General features: G+C 68.6%; 15 protein-coding genes. 9 read left to right on the top strand and 6 right to left on the bottom strand.

Annotated elements, in window-relative coordinates:
* Positions 1-392 precede the first annotated feature (392 nt).
* The 4 genes from AB0H50_RS10145 (at position 393) to AB0H50_RS10160 (ending at position 8,347) form a co-directional block, all read left to right on the top strand.
* Entirely contained in the window at positions 393-3,380 is a 2,988-nt protein-coding gene (locus AB0H50_RS10145) for a DNA polymerase III subunit gamma and tau (protein WP_357449155.1), read from the top strand.
* A gap of 335 nt (positions 3,381-3,715) precedes the next feature.
* Positions 3,716-4,930, top strand: a complete 1,215-nt coding sequence (locus AB0H50_RS10150) for an acetyl-CoA C-acetyltransferase (RefSeq protein WP_357449157.1) — start codon at positions 3,716-3,718, stop codon at positions 4,928-4,930.
* Positions 4,931-4,969: 39 nt separating this feature from the next.
* Entirely contained in the window at positions 4,970-7,120 is a 2,151-nt protein-coding gene (locus AB0H50_RS10155; RefSeq protein WP_357449158.1) for a 3-hydroxyacyl-CoA dehydrogenase NAD-binding domain-containing protein, read from the top strand.
* Positions 7,121-7,252: 132 nt separating this feature from the next.
* A complete protein-coding gene (locus tag AB0H50_RS10160) occupies positions 7,253-8,347 on the top strand; it encodes an esterase-like activity of phytase family protein (RefSeq protein WP_357449160.1) in 1,095 nt (364 codons plus the stop codon).
* 2 nt (positions 8,348-8,349) lie between these two features.
* Here AB0H50_RS10160 and AB0H50_RS10165 read toward each other — a convergent pair whose 3' ends face one another.
* Positions 8,350-8,790: a MarR family transcriptional regulator gene (locus AB0H50_RS10165; RefSeq protein WP_357449162.1), complete on the bottom strand. Its 441-nt coding sequence runs from the start codon at positions 8,788-8,790 to the stop codon at positions 8,350-8,352.
* A 205-nt stretch (positions 8,791-8,995) separates the two neighbouring features.
* On the opposite strand from AB0H50_RS10165, the gene AB0H50_RS10170 reads away from it, so the two are divergent.
* Entirely contained in the window at positions 8,996-9,637 is a 642-nt protein-coding gene (locus AB0H50_RS10170) for an SgcJ/EcaC family oxidoreductase (protein ID WP_357449164.1), read from the top strand.
* A 179-nt stretch (positions 9,638-9,816) separates the two neighbouring features.
* Positions 9,817-13,431: a protein kinase gene (locus tag AB0H50_RS10175; RefSeq protein WP_357449166.1), complete on the top strand. Its 3,615-nt coding sequence runs from the start codon at positions 9,817-9,819 to the stop codon at positions 13,429-13,431.
* 92 nt (positions 13,432-13,523) lie between these two features.
* On the opposite strand, the gene AB0H50_RS10180 is transcribed toward AB0H50_RS10175, so the two are convergent.
* Together AB0H50_RS10180 and AB0H50_RS10185 are read right to left on the bottom strand one after the other, a co-directional pair.
* Positions 13,524-14,840, bottom strand: coding sequence for a class I SAM-dependent methyltransferase (locus AB0H50_RS10180; RefSeq protein WP_357449168.1), 1,317 nt, complete (start codon positions 14,838-14,840; stop codon positions 13,524-13,526).
* Positions 14,837-16,279 carry an FAD-binding oxidoreductase gene (locus tag AB0H50_RS10185; RefSeq protein ID WP_357449426.1) on the bottom strand — a complete coding sequence of 481 codons (1,443 nt, stop codon included), beginning with the start codon at positions 16,277-16,279 and terminating at the stop codon, positions 14,837-14,839. The genes AB0H50_RS10180 and AB0H50_RS10185 overlap by 4 nt, the downstream gene beginning before the upstream one ends.
* Positions 16,280-16,504: 225 nt before the next feature.
* On the opposite strand from AB0H50_RS10185, the gene AB0H50_RS10190 reads away from it, so the two are divergent.
* Entirely contained in the window at positions 16,505-16,939 is a 435-nt protein-coding gene (locus AB0H50_RS10190; protein ID WP_357449170.1) for an SRPBCC family protein, read from the top strand.
* Between the two features lie 142 nt (positions 16,940-17,081).
* Here AB0H50_RS10190 and AB0H50_RS10195 read toward each other — a convergent pair whose 3' ends face one another.
* The 3 genes from AB0H50_RS10195 to AB0H50_RS10205 are packed head-to-tail and all read right to left on the bottom strand — an operon-like array spanning position 17,082 to position 18,830.
* Positions 17,082-17,432, bottom strand: coding sequence for a VOC family protein (locus AB0H50_RS10195; protein ID WP_357449172.1), 351 nt, complete (start codon positions 17,430-17,432; stop codon positions 17,082-17,084).
* Positions 17,433-17,449: 17 nt separating this feature from the next.
* A complete protein-coding gene (locus tag AB0H50_RS10200; RefSeq protein WP_357449174.1) occupies positions 17,450-18,265 on the bottom strand; it encodes a MerR family transcriptional regulator in 816 nt (271 codons plus the stop codon).
* 46 nt (positions 18,266-18,311) lie between these two features.
* Positions 18,312-18,830: a hypothetical protein gene (locus AB0H50_RS10205; RefSeq protein ID WP_357449176.1), complete on the bottom strand. Its 519-nt coding sequence runs from the start codon at positions 18,828-18,830 to the stop codon at positions 18,312-18,314.
* 211 nt (positions 18,831-19,041) lie between these two features.
* Here AB0H50_RS10205 and AB0H50_RS10210 point away from each other — a divergent pair, with 211 nt between their 5' ends.
* A complete protein-coding gene (locus AB0H50_RS10210) occupies positions 19,042-19,374 on the top strand; it encodes a YbaB/EbfC family nucleoid-associated protein (protein WP_357406837.1) in 333 nt (110 codons plus the stop codon).
* Between the two features lie 15 nt (positions 19,375-19,389).
* A complete protein-coding gene (recR, locus tag AB0H50_RS10215) occupies positions 19,390-19,998 on the top strand; it encodes a recombination mediator RecR (protein ID WP_068062994.1) in 609 nt (202 codons plus the stop codon).
* The last annotated feature ends 2 nt before the right edge of the window (positions 19,999-20,000 follow it).

Below are 20,000 nucleotides of genomic sequence, written 5' to 3' on the forward strand. Positions count from 1 at the left end.
GAGGGACCGGCCGGGGTCACCAACCTGATGAAGGTTTGGCTACCGAAGTTGCCAACAGCCACGGTAGCCAGCGGGCCGGGTAGCTGTCACCCGGATTGACTTATTCGTTACATCGGTAAAGAGGGCCATAACCGGGGCGTGAGTCGGTATTGCCGCTGGCGGGAAGCCGAACGGACTGGTTCGTCCGGTTTTGGATAACCGGTTGATACACGATTGCTGGCGCGTTGCCTGTTTGTGAGAGGAACGAAGTGCTGGAAGAAGTCTTCCAGAATCATGTGATATACATCACATCAGAAGGAGATTTTGTGACACACCCTGAGTGGGGCAACGGCCCGTTGGTGTTAGCTCCGGTCGCCGACCGCTTTGTCAGTGGTCGCCGGTAACCTCTGGCCGTGGCTCTGTACCGGAAGTACCGACCGGCAACGTTCGCTGAGGTGGTGGGTCAGGAGCACGTCACCGACCCGCTGAGCACCGCCCTGGACACCGGACGGATCAGTCATGCCTATCTGTTCTCCGGTCCGCGCGGCTGCGGCAAGACCTCGTCGGCGCGCATCCTCGCGCGCTCACTCAACTGCGTGCAGGGCCCGACATCGCGGCCGTGCGGCGTCTGCCCGTCCTGCGTCGCGCTCGGTCCTGGCGGACCGGGCAATCTCGACGTCATCGAACTCGACGCCGCGAGCCACGGCGGCGTCGACGACACCCGCGAGCTGCGCGACCGCGCCTTCTACGCGCCCGCTGAATCCCGGTACCGCGTCTTCATCGTCGACGAGGCGCACATGGTCACCACCGCGGGCTTCAACGCGCTGCTCAAGATCGTCGAGGAGCCGCCCGCCCACCTGATCTTCATCTTCGCCACCACCGAGCCGGACAAGGTGCTGCCGACCATCCGCTCGCGCACCCACCACTACCCGTTCCGGCTGCTGCCGCCCGCGACGATGCGCGGCCTGCTCGGCAAGATCTGCGAACAGGAAAACGTTCCGGTCGAGGAAGCGGTGTATCCGTTGGTGATTCGCGCGGGTGGCGGTTCCCCGCGCGACAGCCTCAGCGTGCTCGACCAGCTGCTCGCGGGCGCGGGGCCGGAGGGCGTCACCTACAACCGCGCGGTCGCGCTGCTCGGCGTCACCGATGTCGCGCTCATCGACGACGCGGTGGAGGCGCTGGCCGCCGACGACGGCGCGGCACTGTTCGGCACCGTGGACAGCGTCATGGAGGCTGGGCACGACCCGCGCCGTTTCGCCGTCGACCTGCTGGAGCGCTTCCGCGATCTGATCCTGTTGCGCGCGGTGCCCGACGCCGCCGACCGCGGCCTGGTCTCGGGACCGGGCGACGTGCTCGACCGCATGCGCGACCAAGCGCAGCGCATCGGCCCCGCCAGCCTGACCCGCTACGCCGAACTGCTGCACGAGGGCCTCGGCGAGATGCGGGGCGCGACCGCGCCGCGGTTGCTGCTCGAGGTCGTCTGCGCGCGCATGCTGCTGCCCTCGGTCTCCGACACCGAATCCGCCGCGCTGCAGCGCCTGGAACGTCTCGAACGCGGCTTCGCGGGCGGTGCGATCGCGCCGGCTCCCGCCGCTGAAACGGGCCCGAGCGCCGGGCACGCTCCAGCCCGCGTACCCGGTGAGCCCTCACGTCGCCGGGGCGCGGAGGCGCTCGCCGCGCTGCGTGAGAGCAAGTCGCGGGGTACGGATGCGGGCCAGAGCGGTGTCGAAAGCGGCTCGGTGGGAAGCGCTTCCGTCGAGCGGACGGGCCGAGATCTCGCCGAATCGCCCGCCGGTGGGCAGGTGGACGCATCTGTCGGCGGTCCGCAGGGCTCCGATGCCGTCGCCCCGGCTGCGCCCCCGGACGACCAGCATGAGGGTGTGAACGCGGCGGCCGCTACCGGGCGGGCTGGCTCCGATCGATCGAGCGGTGACCTGGGCGCTGCCGAGCATGGTGCTGCCGCGCATCCGAGCGCTGACTTTGCTGTTGGGGGGCGGGTTGGTGGCGCGGAGCCAAGTGCCGACTTTGCTGTTGGGAGGGGTGTTGGTGACGCCGGACCGGGTGCTGACTCGGTCGCTGGCGGGCGCGTTGCCGGGCCGGGCGCTTCCGAGTCCGCGGTGACCGAAGGTCATGTGGGGCGGACGGCGGCGGCGCAGAACGCTGAGGCCCCGCTCGAATCTTCGACTCGCGATCCCGGTCCCCGCGCCGAAGCCGAGTCGCGGGCCGCCGAGGTGCCGGGTTACCGAGCCGATGGTCGGTCCAGTGCTCCGGACGGGTCGGCCGCTCTTGCGCGACCGGATCGGTCCGTCGCACCCGATGCCGAAGCCGCGTCGGCTCGAGCGTCAGAGCGACCCGTGGGGCTCGGGCCCGTCGGCAGGGGAAGCGCGGCGGGTGAGCCCGCGTCGAGTGACTCGGCCGGTACGAGCCGTCCGACCGAACGTGCCGAGTTCTCGCGGGCGACGACCGGTCCGGCCGACGACAACGCTCGCCGTGAACCGGACGATCGCACGGGATATCAAGCGGCACAATCGGTTTCCGATCCAAGGCCGCCTTCGGAGCAAGCGGCCGGGGAATCGGCCGCGGGCCGTCGCGGCGGCTCGACGGCGGCCGAACGGCCCGCCGAGTTCTCGGAATCGATGGCGGCGGCGTTGCCCGGCGAGCCCGCGGGCGCGCAGGGCGCGGATCTGTTGCGGGCCGTCGAGGGGGCGTGGGCGGAGATCAGGGCCAAGGTCAGAGAGTTCGGTCCGACCGTGCAGGCGCTGCTGTCCGGCGCGTCGGTGGCGCGGGTCGACGGCACGGTCATCGTGTTCGCGCACCAGCACGCGCCGCTGGCGCAGCGGCTGTCGGAGGCGCGCAATGTCGACGCCGTGCGCGCGGCGGTGCGAGCCGTGCTCGGGAGCGACCACGAGATCCGCTGGGAAGCCGGTGGCGCGACCCCGCGTCCCCCAGCCCAGCAGGCGAAGGGTGCGCGGGGCGCGGGTTCGGGTGGCGCCGGGCGCGGCGCGGGCAATCAGGGCGGCCGCGAGGCGGGCCCGCCTCGGTTCTCGCGACCGAGTCAGGCCAGGGCGAACGCGGCGGGCGACGCGCCTGCTCGCGGGCAGCGGCCCGCTCCGCCCACGCGGTCCGGCGACGACGACATCCCGCCGCCCGACTATCCCGACCTACCCGACGACCCGGGCCCCGGCGACTACCCCCCGCCCGATCCGGGCGGGTACGAATCGTTCGCCGGTTCGGCCGGATCCGGCCCCGGCGGGGTACCGGGCCCGTCGACGCCGGAAGAGGAGCAGGAGATGCTGGCCGAAGCCGCCGAGCCGGTGGCGCCGGAGGCCCGCCACGACCCCGACGAGGTCGCCCTGGAATTGCTCCGCAGTGAGCTCGGTGCCACACGGCTGGATGGTTGACAACCACCGCCTCGAGGACGTTAAGTTAACCGGAGTTCGCACACGACGGTAGTATGAACGGGTGGCCGTGAGCTCCGGTGTGGCGGCGTTCTATGGTATGCCCAGGCGTACGGGCGTGTCCGGAACGTGCGTCCGCTGGTGCTCGCCGACTTTTGTACAGCGTTATGCGGTGCGAGCGACGGGCCCGGGGACGGAACCTTGCGTACCAACCCTTGGCCTCGTGAGCACGGCAAACTGAATACGGACGGTCGGTCTCATGGCCGGTCGGCGAGGTGACCCGCGGCCGTGCCGCACAACGCGGTGCAGGCGCACCCCAAGGAAGGAAACACTCCGATATGACCACAGAGGCCTACATTTACGAGGCCATCCGCACTCCGCGCGGCCGCGGCAAGAAGAACGGTTCGCTGCACTCGGTCAAGCCGATCGACCTGACTGTTGGTCTGATCCAGGAGCTGCGCAACCGCTTCCCCAACCTCGACGAGGACCGCATCTCCGATGTCGTGCTCGGTGTCGTCAGCCCGGTCGGTGACCAGGGCATGGACATCGCGCGCACCGCGGTGACCGTCGCGGGCCTGCCCGACACCGTCGGCGGCGTCCAGCTGAACCGCTTCTGCGCCTCGGGCCTCGAGGCCGTCAACATCGCCGCCCAGAAGGTGCGCTCCGGCTTCGACGACATGGTCATCGCCGGTGGCGTCGAGTCGATGTCGCGCGTCGCCATGGGCTCCGACGGTGGCGCATGGGCCCTCGACCCGGCCACCAACTACGACTCGTACTTCGTTCCGCAGGGTGTCTCCGCCGACCTGATCGCCACCATCGAGGGCTTCAGCCGCGACGACGTCGACGCCTACGCGGTGCGCTCGCAGGACCTGGCGGCCAAGGCCACCACCGGCGGCTACTTCGCCAAGTCCATCGTTCCGGTCAGGGACCAGAACGGCCTCGTCGTGCTGGACCGCGACGAGCACATGCGCCCCGGCACCACCTCCGAGGACCTCGCCAAGCTGCAGCCCTCCTTCGCCATGATCGGTGAGATGGGCGGCTTCGACGCGGTGGCGCTGCAGAAGTTCCACTTCGTGGAGAAGATCAACCACGTGCACCACGGCGGCAACAGCTCGGGCATCGTCGACGGCGCCGCGCTGGTGCTGATCGGCTCCGAGGAGGCAGGCAAGGCTTCGGGCCTGACCCCGCGTGCGCGCATCGTCGCGACCGCCACCAGCGGCGCCGACTCCACCATCATGCTGACCGGTCCCACCCCGGCCGCCAACAAGGCGCTGGCCAAGGCGGGGCTGACCCTCGACGACATCGACCTGGTCGAGATCAACGAGGCGTTCGCCTCCGTGGTGCTGAAGTTCCAGAAGGACCTGAACATCCCGGACGAGAAGCTGAACGTCAACGGCGGCGCCATCGCGATGGGCCACCCGCTGGGCGCCACCGGCGCGATGATCACCGGCACCATGGTCGACGAGCTGGAGCGCCGCAACGGCCGCTACGCGCTGATCACCCTGTGCATCGGCGGCGGCATGGGCGTCGCGACCATCATCGAGCGGGTCTGACCCCAACCGACAGCTGAGAATTCAAGGAGACACAGAGCTGTGAGCGAGACCAACATGATCGGTTGGGAGCAGGATTCGGACGGCATCGTCGTGCTGACGATGGACGACCCGAACCAGGGCGCCAACACGATGAACGAGCTGTACAAGAAGTCGATGACCGCGACCGTCGACCGACTCGAAGCCGAGAAGGACAGCATCACCGGTGTGGTGCTGACCTCGGCGAAGAAGACCTTCTTCGCGGGCGGCGACCTGAAGAACATGATGAAGGTCGGCCCGGAAGACGGCCAGGCCCTCATGGACGAGCTGGGCACCATCAAGGGTGCGCTGCGCCGCCTCGAGCAGCTGGGTAAGCCGGTCGTCGCCGCCATCAACGGCGCCGCGCTCGGCGGTGGCCTGGAGATCACCCTCGCGACCCACTACCGCATCGCGGCCGACGTGCCGGGTGTGCAGCTGGGTCTGCCCGAGGTCAGCCTGGGCCTGCTGCCCGCCGGTGGCGGTGTTACCCGCACCGTGCGCATGCTTGGCCTCCAGGGTGCGCTCATGCAGGTGCTGCTGCAGGGCCAGAAGTACCGCCCGGGCAAGGCCAAGGAGATCGGCCTGATCAACGAGGTCGTCGGCTCGATCGAGGAGCTGGTCCCCGCCGCCAAGGCGTGGATCAAGGCCAACCCCGAGGGCGGCGTGCAGCCGTGGGACAAGAAGGGCTTCAAGATCCCGGGCGGCACTCCGTCGACCCCGGCCTTCGCCGCCAACCTCCCGGCCTTCCCGGCCAACCTGCGCAAGCAGATCAAGGGCGCGAACATGCCCGCGCCGCGCGCCATCATGGCGGCCGCGGTCGAGGGTGCGCAGGTCGATATCGACAACGCCTCGCTGATCGAGTCGCGCTACTTCGTCCACCTGCTGACCGGCCCGGTCGCGAAGAACATGATCCAGGCGTTCTTCTTCGACCTGCAGTCGATCAACAACGGCGGCTCGCGTCCGAAGGACGTGCCGAAGAAGGAGATCAAGAAGGTCGGCGTGCTCGGCGCGGGCATGATGGGCGCGGGCATCGCGTACGTCTCCGCCAAGGCGGGCTACGAGGTCGTGCTGAAGGACGTCACCATCGAGGCGGCCGAGCGCGGCAAGAACTACTCCGAGAAGATCGAGGCCAAGGCCCTCTCCCGCGGCAAGACCACCGAGGAGAAGTCCAAGGCGCTGCTCGACCGGATCAAGCCGTCCGCCGATCCCAAGGACTTCGACGGCGTCGACTTCGTGATCGAGGCCGTCTTCGAGAACACCGAGCTCAAGCACAAGGTGTTCCAGGAGATCGAGGACATCGTCACCCCGGACGCGCTGCTCGGCTCGAACACCTCCACCCTGCCGATCACCGGTCTCGCGACCGGCGTGAAGCGCCAGGAGGACTTCATCGGCATCCACTTCTTCTCGCCGGTCGACAAGATGCCGCTGGTGGAGATCATCAAGGGTGAGAAGACCTCGCCCGAGGCGCTGGCCCGGGTGTTCGACTACACCCTCGCCATCAAGAAGACCCCGATCGTCGTCAACGACAGCCGCGGCTTCTTCACCTCGCGCGTGATCGGCACCTTCGTCAACGAGGCGATCGCCATGCTCGGCGAGGGCATCGACCCCTCGACCATCGAGCAGGCGGGCTCGCAGGCGGGCTACCCGGCCGCGCCGCTGCAGCTGTCGGACGAGCTGAACATGAAGCTCATGCTGAAGATCGCCAAGGAGACCGAAGAGGCCATCGCTCGCGGTGACGCCGCCATGGGCAAGACCCGGCACCCGGCCATCGACGTCATCGAGTACCTGGTGAACGAGGGTCGTCCGGGTCGCCTGGAGAAGGCCGGCTTCTACGAGTACGACGAGAACGGCAAGCGGACCGGCCTGTGGCCGGGCCTGCGCGAGCACTTCAAGTCGGTCACCGACTTCAACGTGCCGATCCAGGACCTGATCGACCGCATGCTGTTCATCGAGGCCATCGAGACCCAGAAGTGCTTCGACGAGGGTGTGCTCGAGACCACCGCCGACGCCAACATCGGCTCGATCTTCGGCATCGGCTACCCGGCCTGGACCGGTGGTGTGCACCAGTTCATCGTCGGCTACCCGGGCGGCCAGGAGGCCTTCGTGGCTCGCGCCGACGAGCTGAAGGCCAAGTACGGCGCCCGCTTCGAGGTGCCCGCCTCGCTGCGCAAGTAATCGCGCCGCGTAGGTAATCGCGCAACGGCGAAGCCCGCCACCGCTTTTCGCGGTGGCGGGCTTCCGTCGTCTCGGGCCGGTGTTCCGACTGCGTTCACCGCGCGGTTCGCGAGTGCCGCTACGGTGTGGCGCGTGGCAGTGCGCAGACGAACCGGATTCCCGCTCGCCCTCGCGATCGGCGTCGTCGCGCTGACCGCGGCGCCCGCGGCGCACGCCGAACCTGCCGTGCGGCTGCTCGGCGAGCGGATCCTGCCGCACGCGATGGACTTTCACGGCACCACGGTCGGCGGTCTGTCCGGCATCGACTATCGGCCTGGCACAGGCGAGTACGTACTGATCAGCGACGACCGCTCGGAGCGCGCAGCGGCCCGCGGTTACACCGCCCGCTTCACGGTCGACGCGAACGGCGTCGGCCCGGTGGCTTTCACCGGCACGTTTCCGCTGCGCACCGCCGCGGGCACGGTCTACCCCTCGAAATCGGTTGATCCCGAGGAGATTCGCGTCGATCCGTGGACGGGCGACTACTTCTGGACCCAGGAGGGCGAGCGCGCGGACGGCGTGCTCGCCGACCCGTCGGTGCGCGTCGCGCGGCCGGACGGGACGTTCGTCGCCGAACTGCCGATCCCGGACGACGAGCGGATGCGGCCGGACGCCGGGCCGCGCCGCAACGCCGCGCTGGAGGCGGCGACCTTCGCCGCGGGCGGTGCGCTGTTCGTGACGGCAGTCGAGGGCCCGTTGCTACAGGACGGGCCTGACGCGACGGTGACCTCGGGCGCGATATCCCGTATCACCGTGCAGGCGCGCTTCGGACCTTTGCTCGCGCAGTACGCGTATCCGATGGAGCCGGTGTTCGCCGAGTCGCGGCCGGAGCCGGGGCGCGGCGGCAACGGCGTCGCCTCGATTCTGGCCGCCGATCCGCTCGATCCGGCGAAGTTCCTGGTGCTGGAGCGCGCGTACGTCGAGGGCGTAGGCAACAAGATCCGCATCTACGAGGCCGACACCGCGGGCGCGACCAACGTGCTCGACGCTCCGATCGGCGACGCACGCCCGGTCGCCAAACGGCTGCTCGTCGACCTGGCCGATGTCGGGGTCACGGATATCGACAACCTCGAGGGCATGACCTGGGGGCCGCGGCTGCCCTCCGGTGAGCGGACGCTCGTGCTGGTGAGCGACGACAACTTCGCCGCGAATCAGATCACCCAGCTCATCGCGCTCGCGGTGCGCTGAGCTCAGTCGGCGCGAAGCTCTTCCGTCGCTTCGAAATACGCGTCGGCGGCGCGGCGGAAGTAGTCGAACAGCAGCTCGCGCTGCTCGGGCTGGTACCCGGCGATGATCTCGCCGATGCGCCGCCGGGCGGGTGCCAGCACGCGATTCAGTTCGGCGGGCGTTTCGACCAGTTCGACGGTGATCTTGCGCCGGTCGCCGGGGACCGGAACCCGCCGCACGTACCCGGCCTCCTCCAGCCGGTCGACCAGCCTGGTGGTCGGTCCGGTGGTGAGACCCGTGCGCGCGCCGAGTTCTCCCGGCGTCATCGCGCCGCTGAGTTCGAGGACGTTGAGCGCGTAGAGGTCGGTGGCGCCCAGGTCCACCGCCCGTGCTCCGGCTTGTCCGTGCAACATGAGCGCGCTCAGGTAACGGCGATAGATCGCACTCGCCTCCGATTGCGCCATCGCCTCTGAGTGCCCTGGCTCCGATGGCCCCGGGTCCGATCGCGCTGGATCCACTCGCCGTGGATCCGTTTGCGCCACGTCCGATCGCGCTGCGTTCGATCGCCCTGTTGACACGATTACCACCATTCCTTAATCTCTTCCTCAACGAAGAGAAATCTTCGACGAAGAAAGTGCTTCTAAGCAGAAATCTATCACGGAGGACGTCATGACCACCATCGATTCGGCCGCAACCAACACCGCGCACCCGCGTCGCCGCAAGGCGGTCCGCGTCCTCGCGGCGTCGGCACTCGTCCTCGGGCTCGCCGTCGGCGGCGGATACCTCTGGCTGGACAAGACCACCGAGGTGCGCAATGTTGGGAGCTCGGACTGCGCGGACGTCGTCCCGTCCGGTGCGGCCGCGACGCCGGAGGCCGTCGCGGAGATTTGCGCGGTCCTCGACCGGCTCACCGAGGCGTGGGCCGCGGGTGACGCCGACGCCTTCGGCAGCGTCTTCACCGAGGACGCCACGTACACCACCTACGTCGGCACCTACTACGAGGGCAAGGCCGATCTTGTAGAAGCGCATCGCACGCTGTTCGATGGTTTCCTGAAGGGCACCAAGCTCGCCGATTCCTACCTCGGCATCCGTTTCTACGGTCCCGACACGGCGGTGGTCACCAGCCGCGGCGACACCTACAAGGGCGAACGCAAGAGCGCCGACGAGCTGACCAAGACCCAGACCTACACCCTCGTCGAGCAGGACGGACGCTGGCTGATCGCGGCCTTCCACAACACCAAGCGCAGCAACGTCATGGAGCGGATCTCGTTCCTGTTCGCGCCCGATACCAGGCCGGCCGCCGAGCGCTGATCGCGCGGCCGTCGCGGGTGGGGAGGCTACTGCGGCAGATCTTCACCCAACCGGCCGTACACCGCGCTACGTTGGAGTATGCGCAGACGATTCGGGCACCGGGTGGTCGACGGTGCCCGACGTCGGCATGTTCCACGATCGCCGGTGACGCCGATTCGATGTGAATTCGAGGTGGTCACGTGAATCCACAGGCGGGTTCGGGCAAGGTGAGTCCCGGCGCGTCCCAGGCTGATTCGAACGCCCAGCGCGGGGTGGACCCGCGCGCCGCGGAAACGCAGCGCGTCGGGGAGACTCGACGCGGCACGGACACCCAGCGCACCGAGCCGATCGCCATCGCCGATGAGCTCGAGGTCATGGGGCTGTCCGGCGCCGTCGAGATCGGCCGGGGCGGATTCGGCGTGGTGTACCGCTGCCTGCAGACCGCGCTGGAACGGGTCGTCGCGGTGAAGGTGCTCTCCTCCGAGATCGACGTCGAGAGCCGCGAGCGCTTCCTGCGCGAGGAACAGGCCATGGGCAGGCTCTCCGGCCACCCGAACATCGTCGACATCCTGCAGGTCGACGTCACCGCCAGCGGGATGCCGATCATCGTGATGCCGTACTGCACGCACGGCTCGCTGGAACAGCTCATCCGCGAACGCGGCCCGCTCACCTGGGCCGATTCGCTGCGCGCCGGGGTGAAGCTTGCGGGCGCGATCGAGAGCGCGCACCGGGCGCAGATCCTGCATCGCGACGTCAAGCCAGCCAACGTGCTGCTCAGCGGCTACGGCGAGCCGCAGCTCACCGATTTCGGCATCGCCAGGATCCCCGGCGGCTTCCGCACCTCGAGCAGCATGATCACCGGCTCGCCCGCGTTCACCGCGCCGGAAGTGCTCAAGGGCGAGGAGCCGACCGTCCGCTCCGACATCTACGGTCTCGGCGCGACGCTGTTCGCGCTGCTCACCGGCCACGCCGCCTTCGAGAGGCAGGCGGGGGAGAAGGTGGTGGCGCAGTTCCTGCGGATCACCACCCAGCCGGTGCCGGATCTGCGCGAACAGGACATCCCGCCCGATGTGGCCGACGCGATCGAGCGGGCCATGGCGCCCGACCCGGCCGATCGGCCCGGGTCGGCGTTCGAATTCGGCATGCTGCTGCGCACGGTGCAGCGGGAGCACGAACAGCTGCCCGACGAGATGGCGTTGCTCGACACCATCGAGTCGCTCGAGGAACACGATGGCGAGCACCCCGTGGAAGCACAACCGTCCACGCGCACCCGCCACGCGGTCACGCGGCGCAGCTGGCCGCTGACGCTGCGTCCCGCCGTGTCGCGGCATCCGAGCGGGTCGGCCACCATGCCGCCGACGGCCGCGACGAAGTTCCACCCGCCCACTCCGGTTCTCGAACCGGTGCCGCGACCCCGCCTGCTGGATATTCTGCGTGGCGGCGGCCGTCGCAGGCTCGCGATGATCCATGCCCCCGCCGGGTTCGGCAAGAGCATGGTGGCCGCCCAGTGGCGCGCGGAGCTGGCGAGCGGCGGTGTGCCGGTCGCGTGGATCGGCGTCGACCAAGACGACGACAACGAGATCTGGTTCCTCGCCCACCTCATCCAGGCCATCCACCGGGTGCGTCCCGACATCGGCGCCGGTCTCGACCGAGTGCTGGAGGAACGCGCGGGCGATGCGGTCGCCTTCGTCATCACGACCCTCATCAACGAGATTCACGCGGGCGAGGAGACCATCGTGGTGGTGGTCGACGATTGGCATCGGGTCAGCGATCCAGGCACGCATCGCGTGATGGAGTCGCTGCTCGACAACGGCTGCCATCACCTGCGCTTCGTGGTGACCAGCAGGGAACAGTCCGGCCTGCCGACCAGTCGGATGCGGGTGCACGACGAACTGGTCGAGATCGGCTCGGCGGCGCTGCGGCTGACCATGGCCGAGACGAAGCAGATCCTGGTGGAGCGCAACGGTTTCGCGCTCACCGAGGCGCAGCTGGAGCAGATCCACGAGACGACCGATGGCTGGCCGGCCGCCATCCAGCTGATCAGCCTCTCGCTGCGCGGCAACGTCGACGCCGACCAGTTGATCGCAACGCTGTCGGAGGGCAGTCACGGCATCCGCGAATATCTCGCGGAGAACGTGCTCGACGCGCTCGAACCGAGAATGCTGGACTTCCTCACCGCGATCTCGGTGACCGAGCGCGTCTCGGCTCCGCTGGCCGCCGCGCTGTCCGACGACAGCGAAGCCGAGCTGCTGCTGGCCCAAGCCGAGCAACGCGAGCTGTTCCTGCGGCGCATCGAGCACGATCCGGAGTGGTACCGGATGCAGCCGCTGTTCGCCGAGCACCTGCGGGCGCGGCTGGAGCGGACCCAACCCGGCAAGCTGAAGTCGCTGCACCGCAAGGCCTCCCGCTGGTACGCCGAACATCAGCTGCTGCGCAAGTCGGTGGACCACGCGCTGGCCGCGGCGGATCTGAAGATGGCGCTCGACCTGCTCGAGGGCGGCGGCATGGATCTGATCGACGCCTCCCGGCTGGCCACCCTGCTCGGCACGGTGTCCAAACTGCCGGTGCAGCAGGTGGCTTCGCGATCGAAGCTGTTGATGGCGGTGGCAAGGGCGAACGTGAATCTGCAGCAGTCGAGCGCGGCGCGCAGTGCGCTCGGCAGGCTGTCGAACATGCTGGCCCGCGACTCGTCGGGCGACGCCGACGTAGTCCAGCAGCGGTGGGAGGCCACGGTGCTGTCCGCCGCCGACCAGGTCGCGCGGGACCACACCGAGGGCGTGCTGGAGCGGATCGAGGGATGCCTGGATCATGCCGACGAGCTGCCCGCATGGACGGTGTCCACCGCGGCGAACCTGATCTCGTTCGTGCGGCTGTGCGAGTTCGACTTCGACGGCACCCGATCGACCCAGGAGTGGGCGGCCGCGTACCACGCCGTCTCGAAGGATCCGCTCGGCGCGGTGTTCGGTCTGTGCGTGCAGGGCGCGGCGGCCTACGAGCAGCTCGATATCGCCACGGCCACCCAATGTTTCCAGCAGGCGTGGGAGACGGCCAGGCTCCGCTCGGGCCCGCGTACCGACGCGGTGCGGGTGGCCTCGGCGCTGCTCGGCGAATTGAACTATCGCCGAGGCGATCTCGACACCGCCGACCGGCTACTGGACGAAAGCCACCAGCTGGTCACTCGGGTCGGCCCGGTCGACTTCCTGATCTCGACGTTCGTCACCGGCGCCAGGGTGAAGGCGGTGCGCGGCGATCTCGCCACGGCGGCGGCCCGGCTGGACGAGGGCGCCCGCGTGGCCGCCGAGCAGCGGTTGGTCCGGCTGGCGGCGCACATTCGCGCCGAACGGCTGCGCCTCGGCCTGCCCGTCGAGGGCGGCGGCGACGGGCAGGCGGAAGCGCCCGGCGTCGTACATCACCGCTTGATCGGCTCCGCCGCGCTCACCGCCGAAGCCGAGGAGATCGCCGGTATTCGCGGCCTGCTCGCGCGCAAGGTCATGCACTCGGACGACACCGCCGTGCGCCGCGCCCGCGCCCTGCACGGCCGGATGCTCGAACAGGACCGTCCCCGTGCGGAATTGGACACCGCCCTGCTGCTCGCCGAATGCCTCGCCGCCTCCGGCTGGGTCGGCGAGGCCGCGGGCCTGCTGCTCCCCGCCGCCGCCACCTGCGCCGAATTGGGTTGGACCCGTCCGCTGCTGGACGCAGGACCGGGTGTGGTCGGCATCCTGCGCGTGCTGCGCACCGAGATGCACGCCACGCCCGATCAGCTCGAGGACGTGACGCTACCCGCCGTGTTCCTGGAAGAACTCCTGGACTGAGCGACGGGTAGCGCTACGGCGTTCCGCGCGCATCGGCAGGTACACGTCGACCGGCTGAGCGGAGCGATGCCGGTCGCGGACCAGCGTCCTACTTACGCCTCCCACCAAGGACGCAGCGGGACCGTCCACGATCCGTCGGCGGGCAGCTTGACGCCGAGCACCTGGTGCAGCTGAACCACGTTGCGCTGGAAGCCGAGCCGGCAGCCCGCCATGTACAGACCCCAGACCTTGGCGGTGCCCTCGCCGACCTCCTCGACGCAGGCGTCCCAGTTGGCGACCAGGTTCTTGCACCACTCGTGCAGGGTCAGCGCGTAGTGCTCGCGCAGGTTCTCCTCGTGCAGCACCTCGAGCCCGATGTTCTGGATCTCGGAGATGATGCGGCCGGAGCCGATCAGCTCACCGTCCGGGAACACGTACCGGTCGATGAAGTCGCCCGCCTTGGTGGTGCGGGTGTTGTCCGGCCGGGTGATGCAGTGGTTCAGGAACAGGCCGCCGTCGCGCAGCTTGCCCTTGATGAAATCGAAGTAGAACGGGTAGTTGTGCACGCCGATGTGCTCGGTGAGGCCGATGGAGGACACGGCGTCGAACTCGCCCTCCGGCACGTCGCGGTAGTCCGAGTGCCGCACCTCGGCGAGATCGGAGAGTCCTTCCTCGGCGATCTTGCGCTGCGCCCAGTCGGCCTGCTCCGCCGAGAGCGTCGCGCCGATGACCTTCACCCCGCGCCGCGCCGCGTAGCGCACCATGCCGCCCCAGCCGCAGCCGATGTCGAGCAGCCGGTCGCCTTCCTTCAGGCGCAACTTGTCGAAGACCAGGCGGTACTTGTTCTCCTGGGCCTGCTCCAGCGTCCAGTTCTCATCGCCGTAGGCCGCGCAGGTGTAGGTCATCGACGGGCCGAGGACGTGCTCGTAGAAGGCATTCGAGACGTCGTAGTGGTGGTGGATGGCCTCCGCGTCGCGAGTCTTGGAGTGACGCAGGCCCTCGAACGCGATCCGGCGCCAGCGCGGCAGCGTCTCCTGCGGCGGCGGCGCGACCGGCTTGAGTCGCTCCCAGCCGAGCGAGCGCGCGATGGTGACGAGCGCGAGTGCCGATGGCCGCCGGAACTTCAAGTCCTGTATCGCCTTCAGCAGGTCGTACGGGTCGCCGGGGTGGACGCCGGAGGCGGTCATGTCGCCCGCGATGTAGGCGCGCGCCATGCCGAGATCGCCGGGCGCGGTGGCCAGGTAGTTGATGCCGCGCGGCGTCTTGATGTCGAGGGTGTAGTCCGAATCCTCCGGCCCGGTCGCGCTGCCGTCGTAGGCGGTCAGGCGAATCGGGACCTCGCCGTCGACGAGGGTCTCGAAGATCTCGGCAATGCTCAGCTTGGTTCCCAGATCCGCGAACACGTCGGAACGGTCCTTGAAAGTCGTCATTTCCTTTGCACCGCCTTCGAATACAAATCCAGCAAGCGCTGGTCCGGGTCGTAGCGTTTCTTCAGTTCGGTGTAGGTCTCGCCGCCGTAGAGCGCCGCGAACTCGGCCTCGTCGTAAAAGGCGTCCGAGTACAGCGATTTGTGCCCGTCGAATTCGGTCACCGTGCGTTCGATGGCGCGGTTGGCCGCGCCCTCCTGCTGTCCGGGAACGGTGGGCACGGCCGACCAGAATCCCACGTTGACGTAGGTCCGGTCCGGCTCGATCGGGTAGAGCGGCCAGGCGCGTCCGCTCGTCGCGGCGGGCGCGCCCGTGTCCCGCAAACGCAGCGGGCACAGCCAGATCGGCTCGATCGGGATCTCGCGCAGGAACCACTCGACGAAATCCGCGGTGCGCTCCACCGGGACCTCGATGTCCTGCACCACCCGTTCCCGCGGCGGGTTGCCCTTGCGGGCCTCCAACTTGTCGCCGATGTCGTATTTATGGTCGAGGGCGACCAGCTTCCAGTAGAAACTGCTGCGCCGGTAGCGTTTCGGCCAGAACCGCCGGATCTTCGGGTTCTGCGTGCCGAATGCCCGCGAGCACCAGAACCAGTCGGTGTCCCAGCGCCACAGGTAGTCGTGGATAGTGAGACGATCGCGCTTGGGTTCGGCGGATCCGTGCTGGATCGAGCGGTAGTAGATGTCCATCCCGGTGTAATCGCTGACCGGGCCCGGCTCGTCGGTCTGCCTGCCGAGGGTCAGGTAGCTCTCGTCGGCGGTGAACACCACGCCGTCCAAGTAGTCGACTCGCTCGCCGTCGTAGGACTTCTCGTCCACGATCCGCGTGATCGCGGCCTCCAGCTCCCGCAGGTCGCGAAACCGCACGTGACGCAGCGCCACGTAGGGCTCGACCTGCTCGAGCTCGATCTTCAGCCGGACGGTATAGCCGAGCGTGCCGTAGGAATTGGGGAAGCCGCGGAACAGATCCGCGTGCTCGCCGTCCGGCCGCGCGGTGATCAGCTCACCCGCCCCGGTCAGCACGTCCATCTCCAGCACGGATTCGTGCGGGAGGCCGTTGCGGAACGAGGTGGACTCGATGCTGAGGCCGGTGACCGCGCCGCCGAGGGTGATGGTCTTGAGCTGCGGAACCACCAGCGGCGCCAGCCCGTACGGCAGGGTCGCGGCCACCAAGTCCTCGTAGGTGGTCATTCCCGCGACGTCGGCGGTTCGTGCGTCCCGGTCCACCGCGATGACCGAGGTCAGGCCCGAGACGTCCAGTCCGGGTGCGGTGTTCTTCGCCCTCGCCCGGAACAGGTTCGAGGTCTTCTTCGCCAGCCGCACGTTGGCGTTCGCGGGTATGGCGCGATAACTCGCCAAAAGGCGATCCACACCCGCTCGATGCGCGGCAAACCCTGATTCGCGTGCGGCCGGACCGTGACCGGCCTTCCCCAACAGACTCACTGCCACCCCTCGACGCTAGTACGCACCGTGACCTACAGCCACTGAGAATTGATCGAGCCGGGATAAATGTCACGGGAATGTTGCATCGGGAATACCCGGTGTTCGGCGCGCCAGTGGCGTGATCGAACACGGAGCGAAACGCCGTCGGGCTGGACGCCGTCCCTGCGGGGGCGCAGGGCAGGATAGGGGACGGTCGAGACACCGCACCCGGACAAGGAGCTCATTGTGGGACAGGTCAGCGCCAGCAGTTCGATTACCGTCGCCGCGGACCCGAAGCGCGCGCTGGAGGCCATCGCGGACTACGACACGGTGCGTCCGCGCATCCTGTCTCCGCACTACCGCGACTACAAGGTCGTCGAGGGCGGCAAAGGCGCGGGCACCGTGGCCGAATGGACCCTGCAGGCCACCGAAAAGCGCACGCGGAATGTGCACGCCGTCGTTTCCGTGTCGGATTCCATTGTCACCGAGCGTGATTCGAACTCCACCATGGTGAACACCTGGACCGTGACACCGGAGGGCGACAGCGCGCAAGTCACGCTGCGCACGACCTGGAAGGGCGCGGGCGGCATCTCGGGCATCTTCGAGGGCATCTTCGCACCGCTGGGCCTGAAGAAGATCCAGGCCGAGGTGCTGGAGAACCTGCGACGCGAATTGGCCTGAGCTCGAATCGCTTCGAGCGCGAGACGAGTCGAGCGTGACCGCGGCCGGTCCCAGGCGGGGCCGGCCGCGGTCGGCTGGCGGAGTCAGGGCCGATCCATCCTTCGTTCCGGCCCAGCGGCGTCCTCGGGCTCGTCGGCGTCGGCTATGCGGCACCGATATCGAAGAGGTTGCCCTCCGGGTCGGCCAGCGTTGCCCACTGCTGCCCGTATTCGTCGAAATCGGCGATGTGCTTCGCGCCGAGGGCGACCGCGCGCTCGGCCTGTTCGGGCCAATCCGGTGCGGCCAGGTCGAGGTGCACGACGTTCTTGCCCGGCGTCTTGTCCGGCACCTTGATGAACATCAGGACCGGCGAACGTCCCGAGGCTCGTCCGACGGTCGCGAAGAACTCACTGGCCTCGTCATCGACGGGCAGCTCGAGCAATTCCGCCCAGAATCCGGCGAGCGCGGCGGCGTTTTCGCAATCGAAGGTGACGTTGGCGATGGACAGCGTCATGGTCGTTCTCTCCTGTCTCAGCGTCCGCCGATGGGCCAGCAGACTTCGGTGATGTATTCGGTGGGGTCGTCGGTGTCGTTCGGGGCCACCAGGTAGAGCTCGCGCACCGGCTCGGGTAGCGCGGTGTCGTGTTCGGCGACATGGCTGCCCAGCGCGCCGTAGGTGCGGTCGAAGTCCTCGAAGGCGCCGCTGTGCACGGCGACGGCGAAGCGGCGCGCGGGAAGTTCGAGCACCGAAAATCCTTCGGGCGGTTCGATGTCCTCGCGCGTGGCGATCGGCACGAAGGCCACCACCTCGCCCGCATCGTCTTCGAAGAACTCCATCGCGTAGGTGGCGCCGCCGACTCCGGCGGGTGTCACGCCCGCGGCCGCCAAGGTCTCGTAGAGCAGCGTGAACGAACGACCGCACCACGAATCGATCCCGTCGCGCTCGACGAAGCCGGTGACGGCCAGTGCCGGAAATGCCGGAACCGAGCGGTAACTCACCGAGATCGGCGCCGCCTCGGTCAGCAGCGAACGCAGCGAGGCCACCACCGCACGCGTCCGCTGTAGTTCCGCCTCCATGCGCTCCAGATGCGCACGCAGCGCGCTGTCGCGTCCCGCGGTATCGGGCGCGGCCAGTACGGCCTTGATCTCGGGCAGCGGCATGTCGAGACGGCGCAGGCGCCGGATCAGATGAGCCTGCGCCACCTGTTCGGTGGAGTAGCGCCGGTAACCGGTGCCTTGGTCGACCGACACCGGCTCGAGCAGCGCGATGTCGTGGTAGTAGCGCAGCGTCTTCACGCTCAGATAGGTCAGCCTGGCGAACTCACCGATCGAGACGGTCGCGGTCATGCGCTCAGCGAACACCCTCCAGTGAGGGGAGAGTCAAGCGACCCGGTCAGGCCAGCGCGAAGGTCAGCAGCAAGGTGGTCTGCATCGCACCGCGCCACCACGAGTAGCCGAGCCACACGCCGGGGGTCACCTCGCGGATCTCGTCGTAGAGCGGCGGGGTCGGTGACGGGCTGTAGTTCAGCGCCCACGCCGGGCCGCCGTCCAGGATCGCGGGCGCGCGGTACACGTCGGCGCGCCAGGCTTCCACGCCCGCGCCGGTCAGCCGGTTCAGCAAGTAGCCGCCGTCGGGTCCGGTGTAGAAGGTCTTGCCGATCCACAGGCTGGGCGTGATGCCCTGGATGTACGCGGGACGGACCACCCAGCCGTTCGTGACGCCCATCGGCACCGCGCCGGGCGACGCGTCGTGGAAGATCGCGTCCTGCTGCTCGGGCGAGCAACGCAAGCGCAGCGAATCCAGGGTGGCCGCCTTGTCATCGGGATACAGCACGCAGCCGCCGCCGTAGTCGGCCGCCGCCGGGATCACCTCGGGATCCGCCGGGTCCACGCCGGAGTCCGCTGAGGCCACCGGAGGGACCGGACCGAGGAACAAGCTTGGAAAGAGGGCCGAAACCGCCATGGCGCCTGCGACAAGTACGCGGTTTGTGTTCATGCTGTCTCCAGAATCACCGAACCCGTATCCCGACCCACATCGAGGCTATGCGGGCCGGGGTTGGCTGTCTCGGCATATGCGGGAAGACTACGCTGAACCGTGACAATCTCCCCAGAGAGGACGAGCCGTGCAGCCTGAGGGTCAGTTCGACATGCAGCAGTTACTCGCCCAAGCTCAGCAGATGCAGCAGGCGGTGATGCAAGCGCAGGCCGAGATCGCGGCTTCCGAGGTGGAGGGACAGGCCGGCGGCGGTCTGGTCCAGGTGCGGATCAAGGCGACAGGCGAGGTGCTGTCGCTGACCATCGACCCGAAGGTGGTCGACCCCGACGACGTCGAGGGCCTGCAGGATCTGGTGATCGGCGCGGTCAACGACGCGATGAGCAATGCACAGCGGCTGGCGGCCGAGCGCCTCGGACCGCTCTCCGGTGGCGGTTCGCTGCCCGGGCTGCCGGATTTCTGATCGAGGACGGGACGGTTGTACGAGGGTCCGGTACAGGATCTGATCGACGAGCTGGGCAAGCTGCCCGGCGTCGGTCCGAAGAGCGCGCAGCGCATCGCATTTCATTTGCTTCAAGTGGAGCCACCGGAGATCGACCGGTTGCAGGCCGCGCTGCAGAAGGTGCGCGACGGCGTGCAGTTCTGCGTGGTGTGCGGCACCGTCTCCGACGGCGAGCTGTGCCGCATCTGCGCCGACCCTCGCCGCGATCGCAGCATGATCTGCGTGGTCGAGGAGCCCAAGGACGTCCAGGCGATCGAGCGCACCCGTGAATTCCGCGGCCGCTACCACGTGCTCGGCGGAGCGCTCGACCCGCTCAGCGGCGTCGGGCCCGACCAGCTGCGGATTCGGGAGCTGTTGGGGCGCATCGGCAATCAACAGGACGGCGTGGACGTCAGCGAGGTGATCATCGCGACCGACCCGAACACCGAGGGCGAGGCGACGGCCACCTACCTGGTGCGGATGCTGCGCGATTTCCCCGGTCTCGCGGTGACGCGGCTCGCCTCCGGTCTGCCGATGGGCGGCGATCTGGAATTCGCCGACGAATTGACCTTGGGCCGGGCCCTTTCCGGCAGGCGCGCGCTGTAAGC

The organism is Nocardia sp. NPDC050793 (assembly GCF_040654065.1).
Taxonomy (GTDB): domain Bacteria; phylum Actinomycetota; class Actinomycetes; order Mycobacteriales; family Mycobacteriaceae; genus Nocardia.

What these genes read in the sequence shown, in the direction of transcription:
- AB0H50_RS10150 (WP_357449157.1), top strand. Translation starts at nt 3,716, where the DNA reads ATGACCACAGAGGCCTACATTTACGAGGCCATCCGCACTCCGCGCGGC.
- AB0H50_RS10165 (WP_357449162.1), bottom strand. Translation starts at nt 8,790, where the DNA reads ATGGCGCAATCGGAGGCGAGTGCGATCTATCGCCGTTACCTGAGCGCG.
- AB0H50_RS10170 (WP_357449164.1), top strand. Translation starts at nt 8,996, where the DNA reads ATGACCACCATCGATTCGGCCGCAACCAACACCGCGCACCCGCGTCGC.
- AB0H50_RS10180 (WP_357449168.1), bottom strand. Translation starts at nt 14,840, where the DNA reads ATGACGACTTTCAAGGACCGTTCCGACGTGTTCGCGGATCTGGGAACC.
- AB0H50_RS10195 (WP_357449172.1), bottom strand. Translation starts at nt 17,432, where the DNA reads ATGACGCTGTCCATCGCCAACGTCACCTTCGATTGCGAAAACGCCGCC.
- AB0H50_RS10200 (WP_357449174.1), bottom strand. Translation starts at nt 18,265, where the DNA reads ATGACCGCGACCGTCTCGATCGGTGAGTTCGCCAGGCTGACCTATCTG.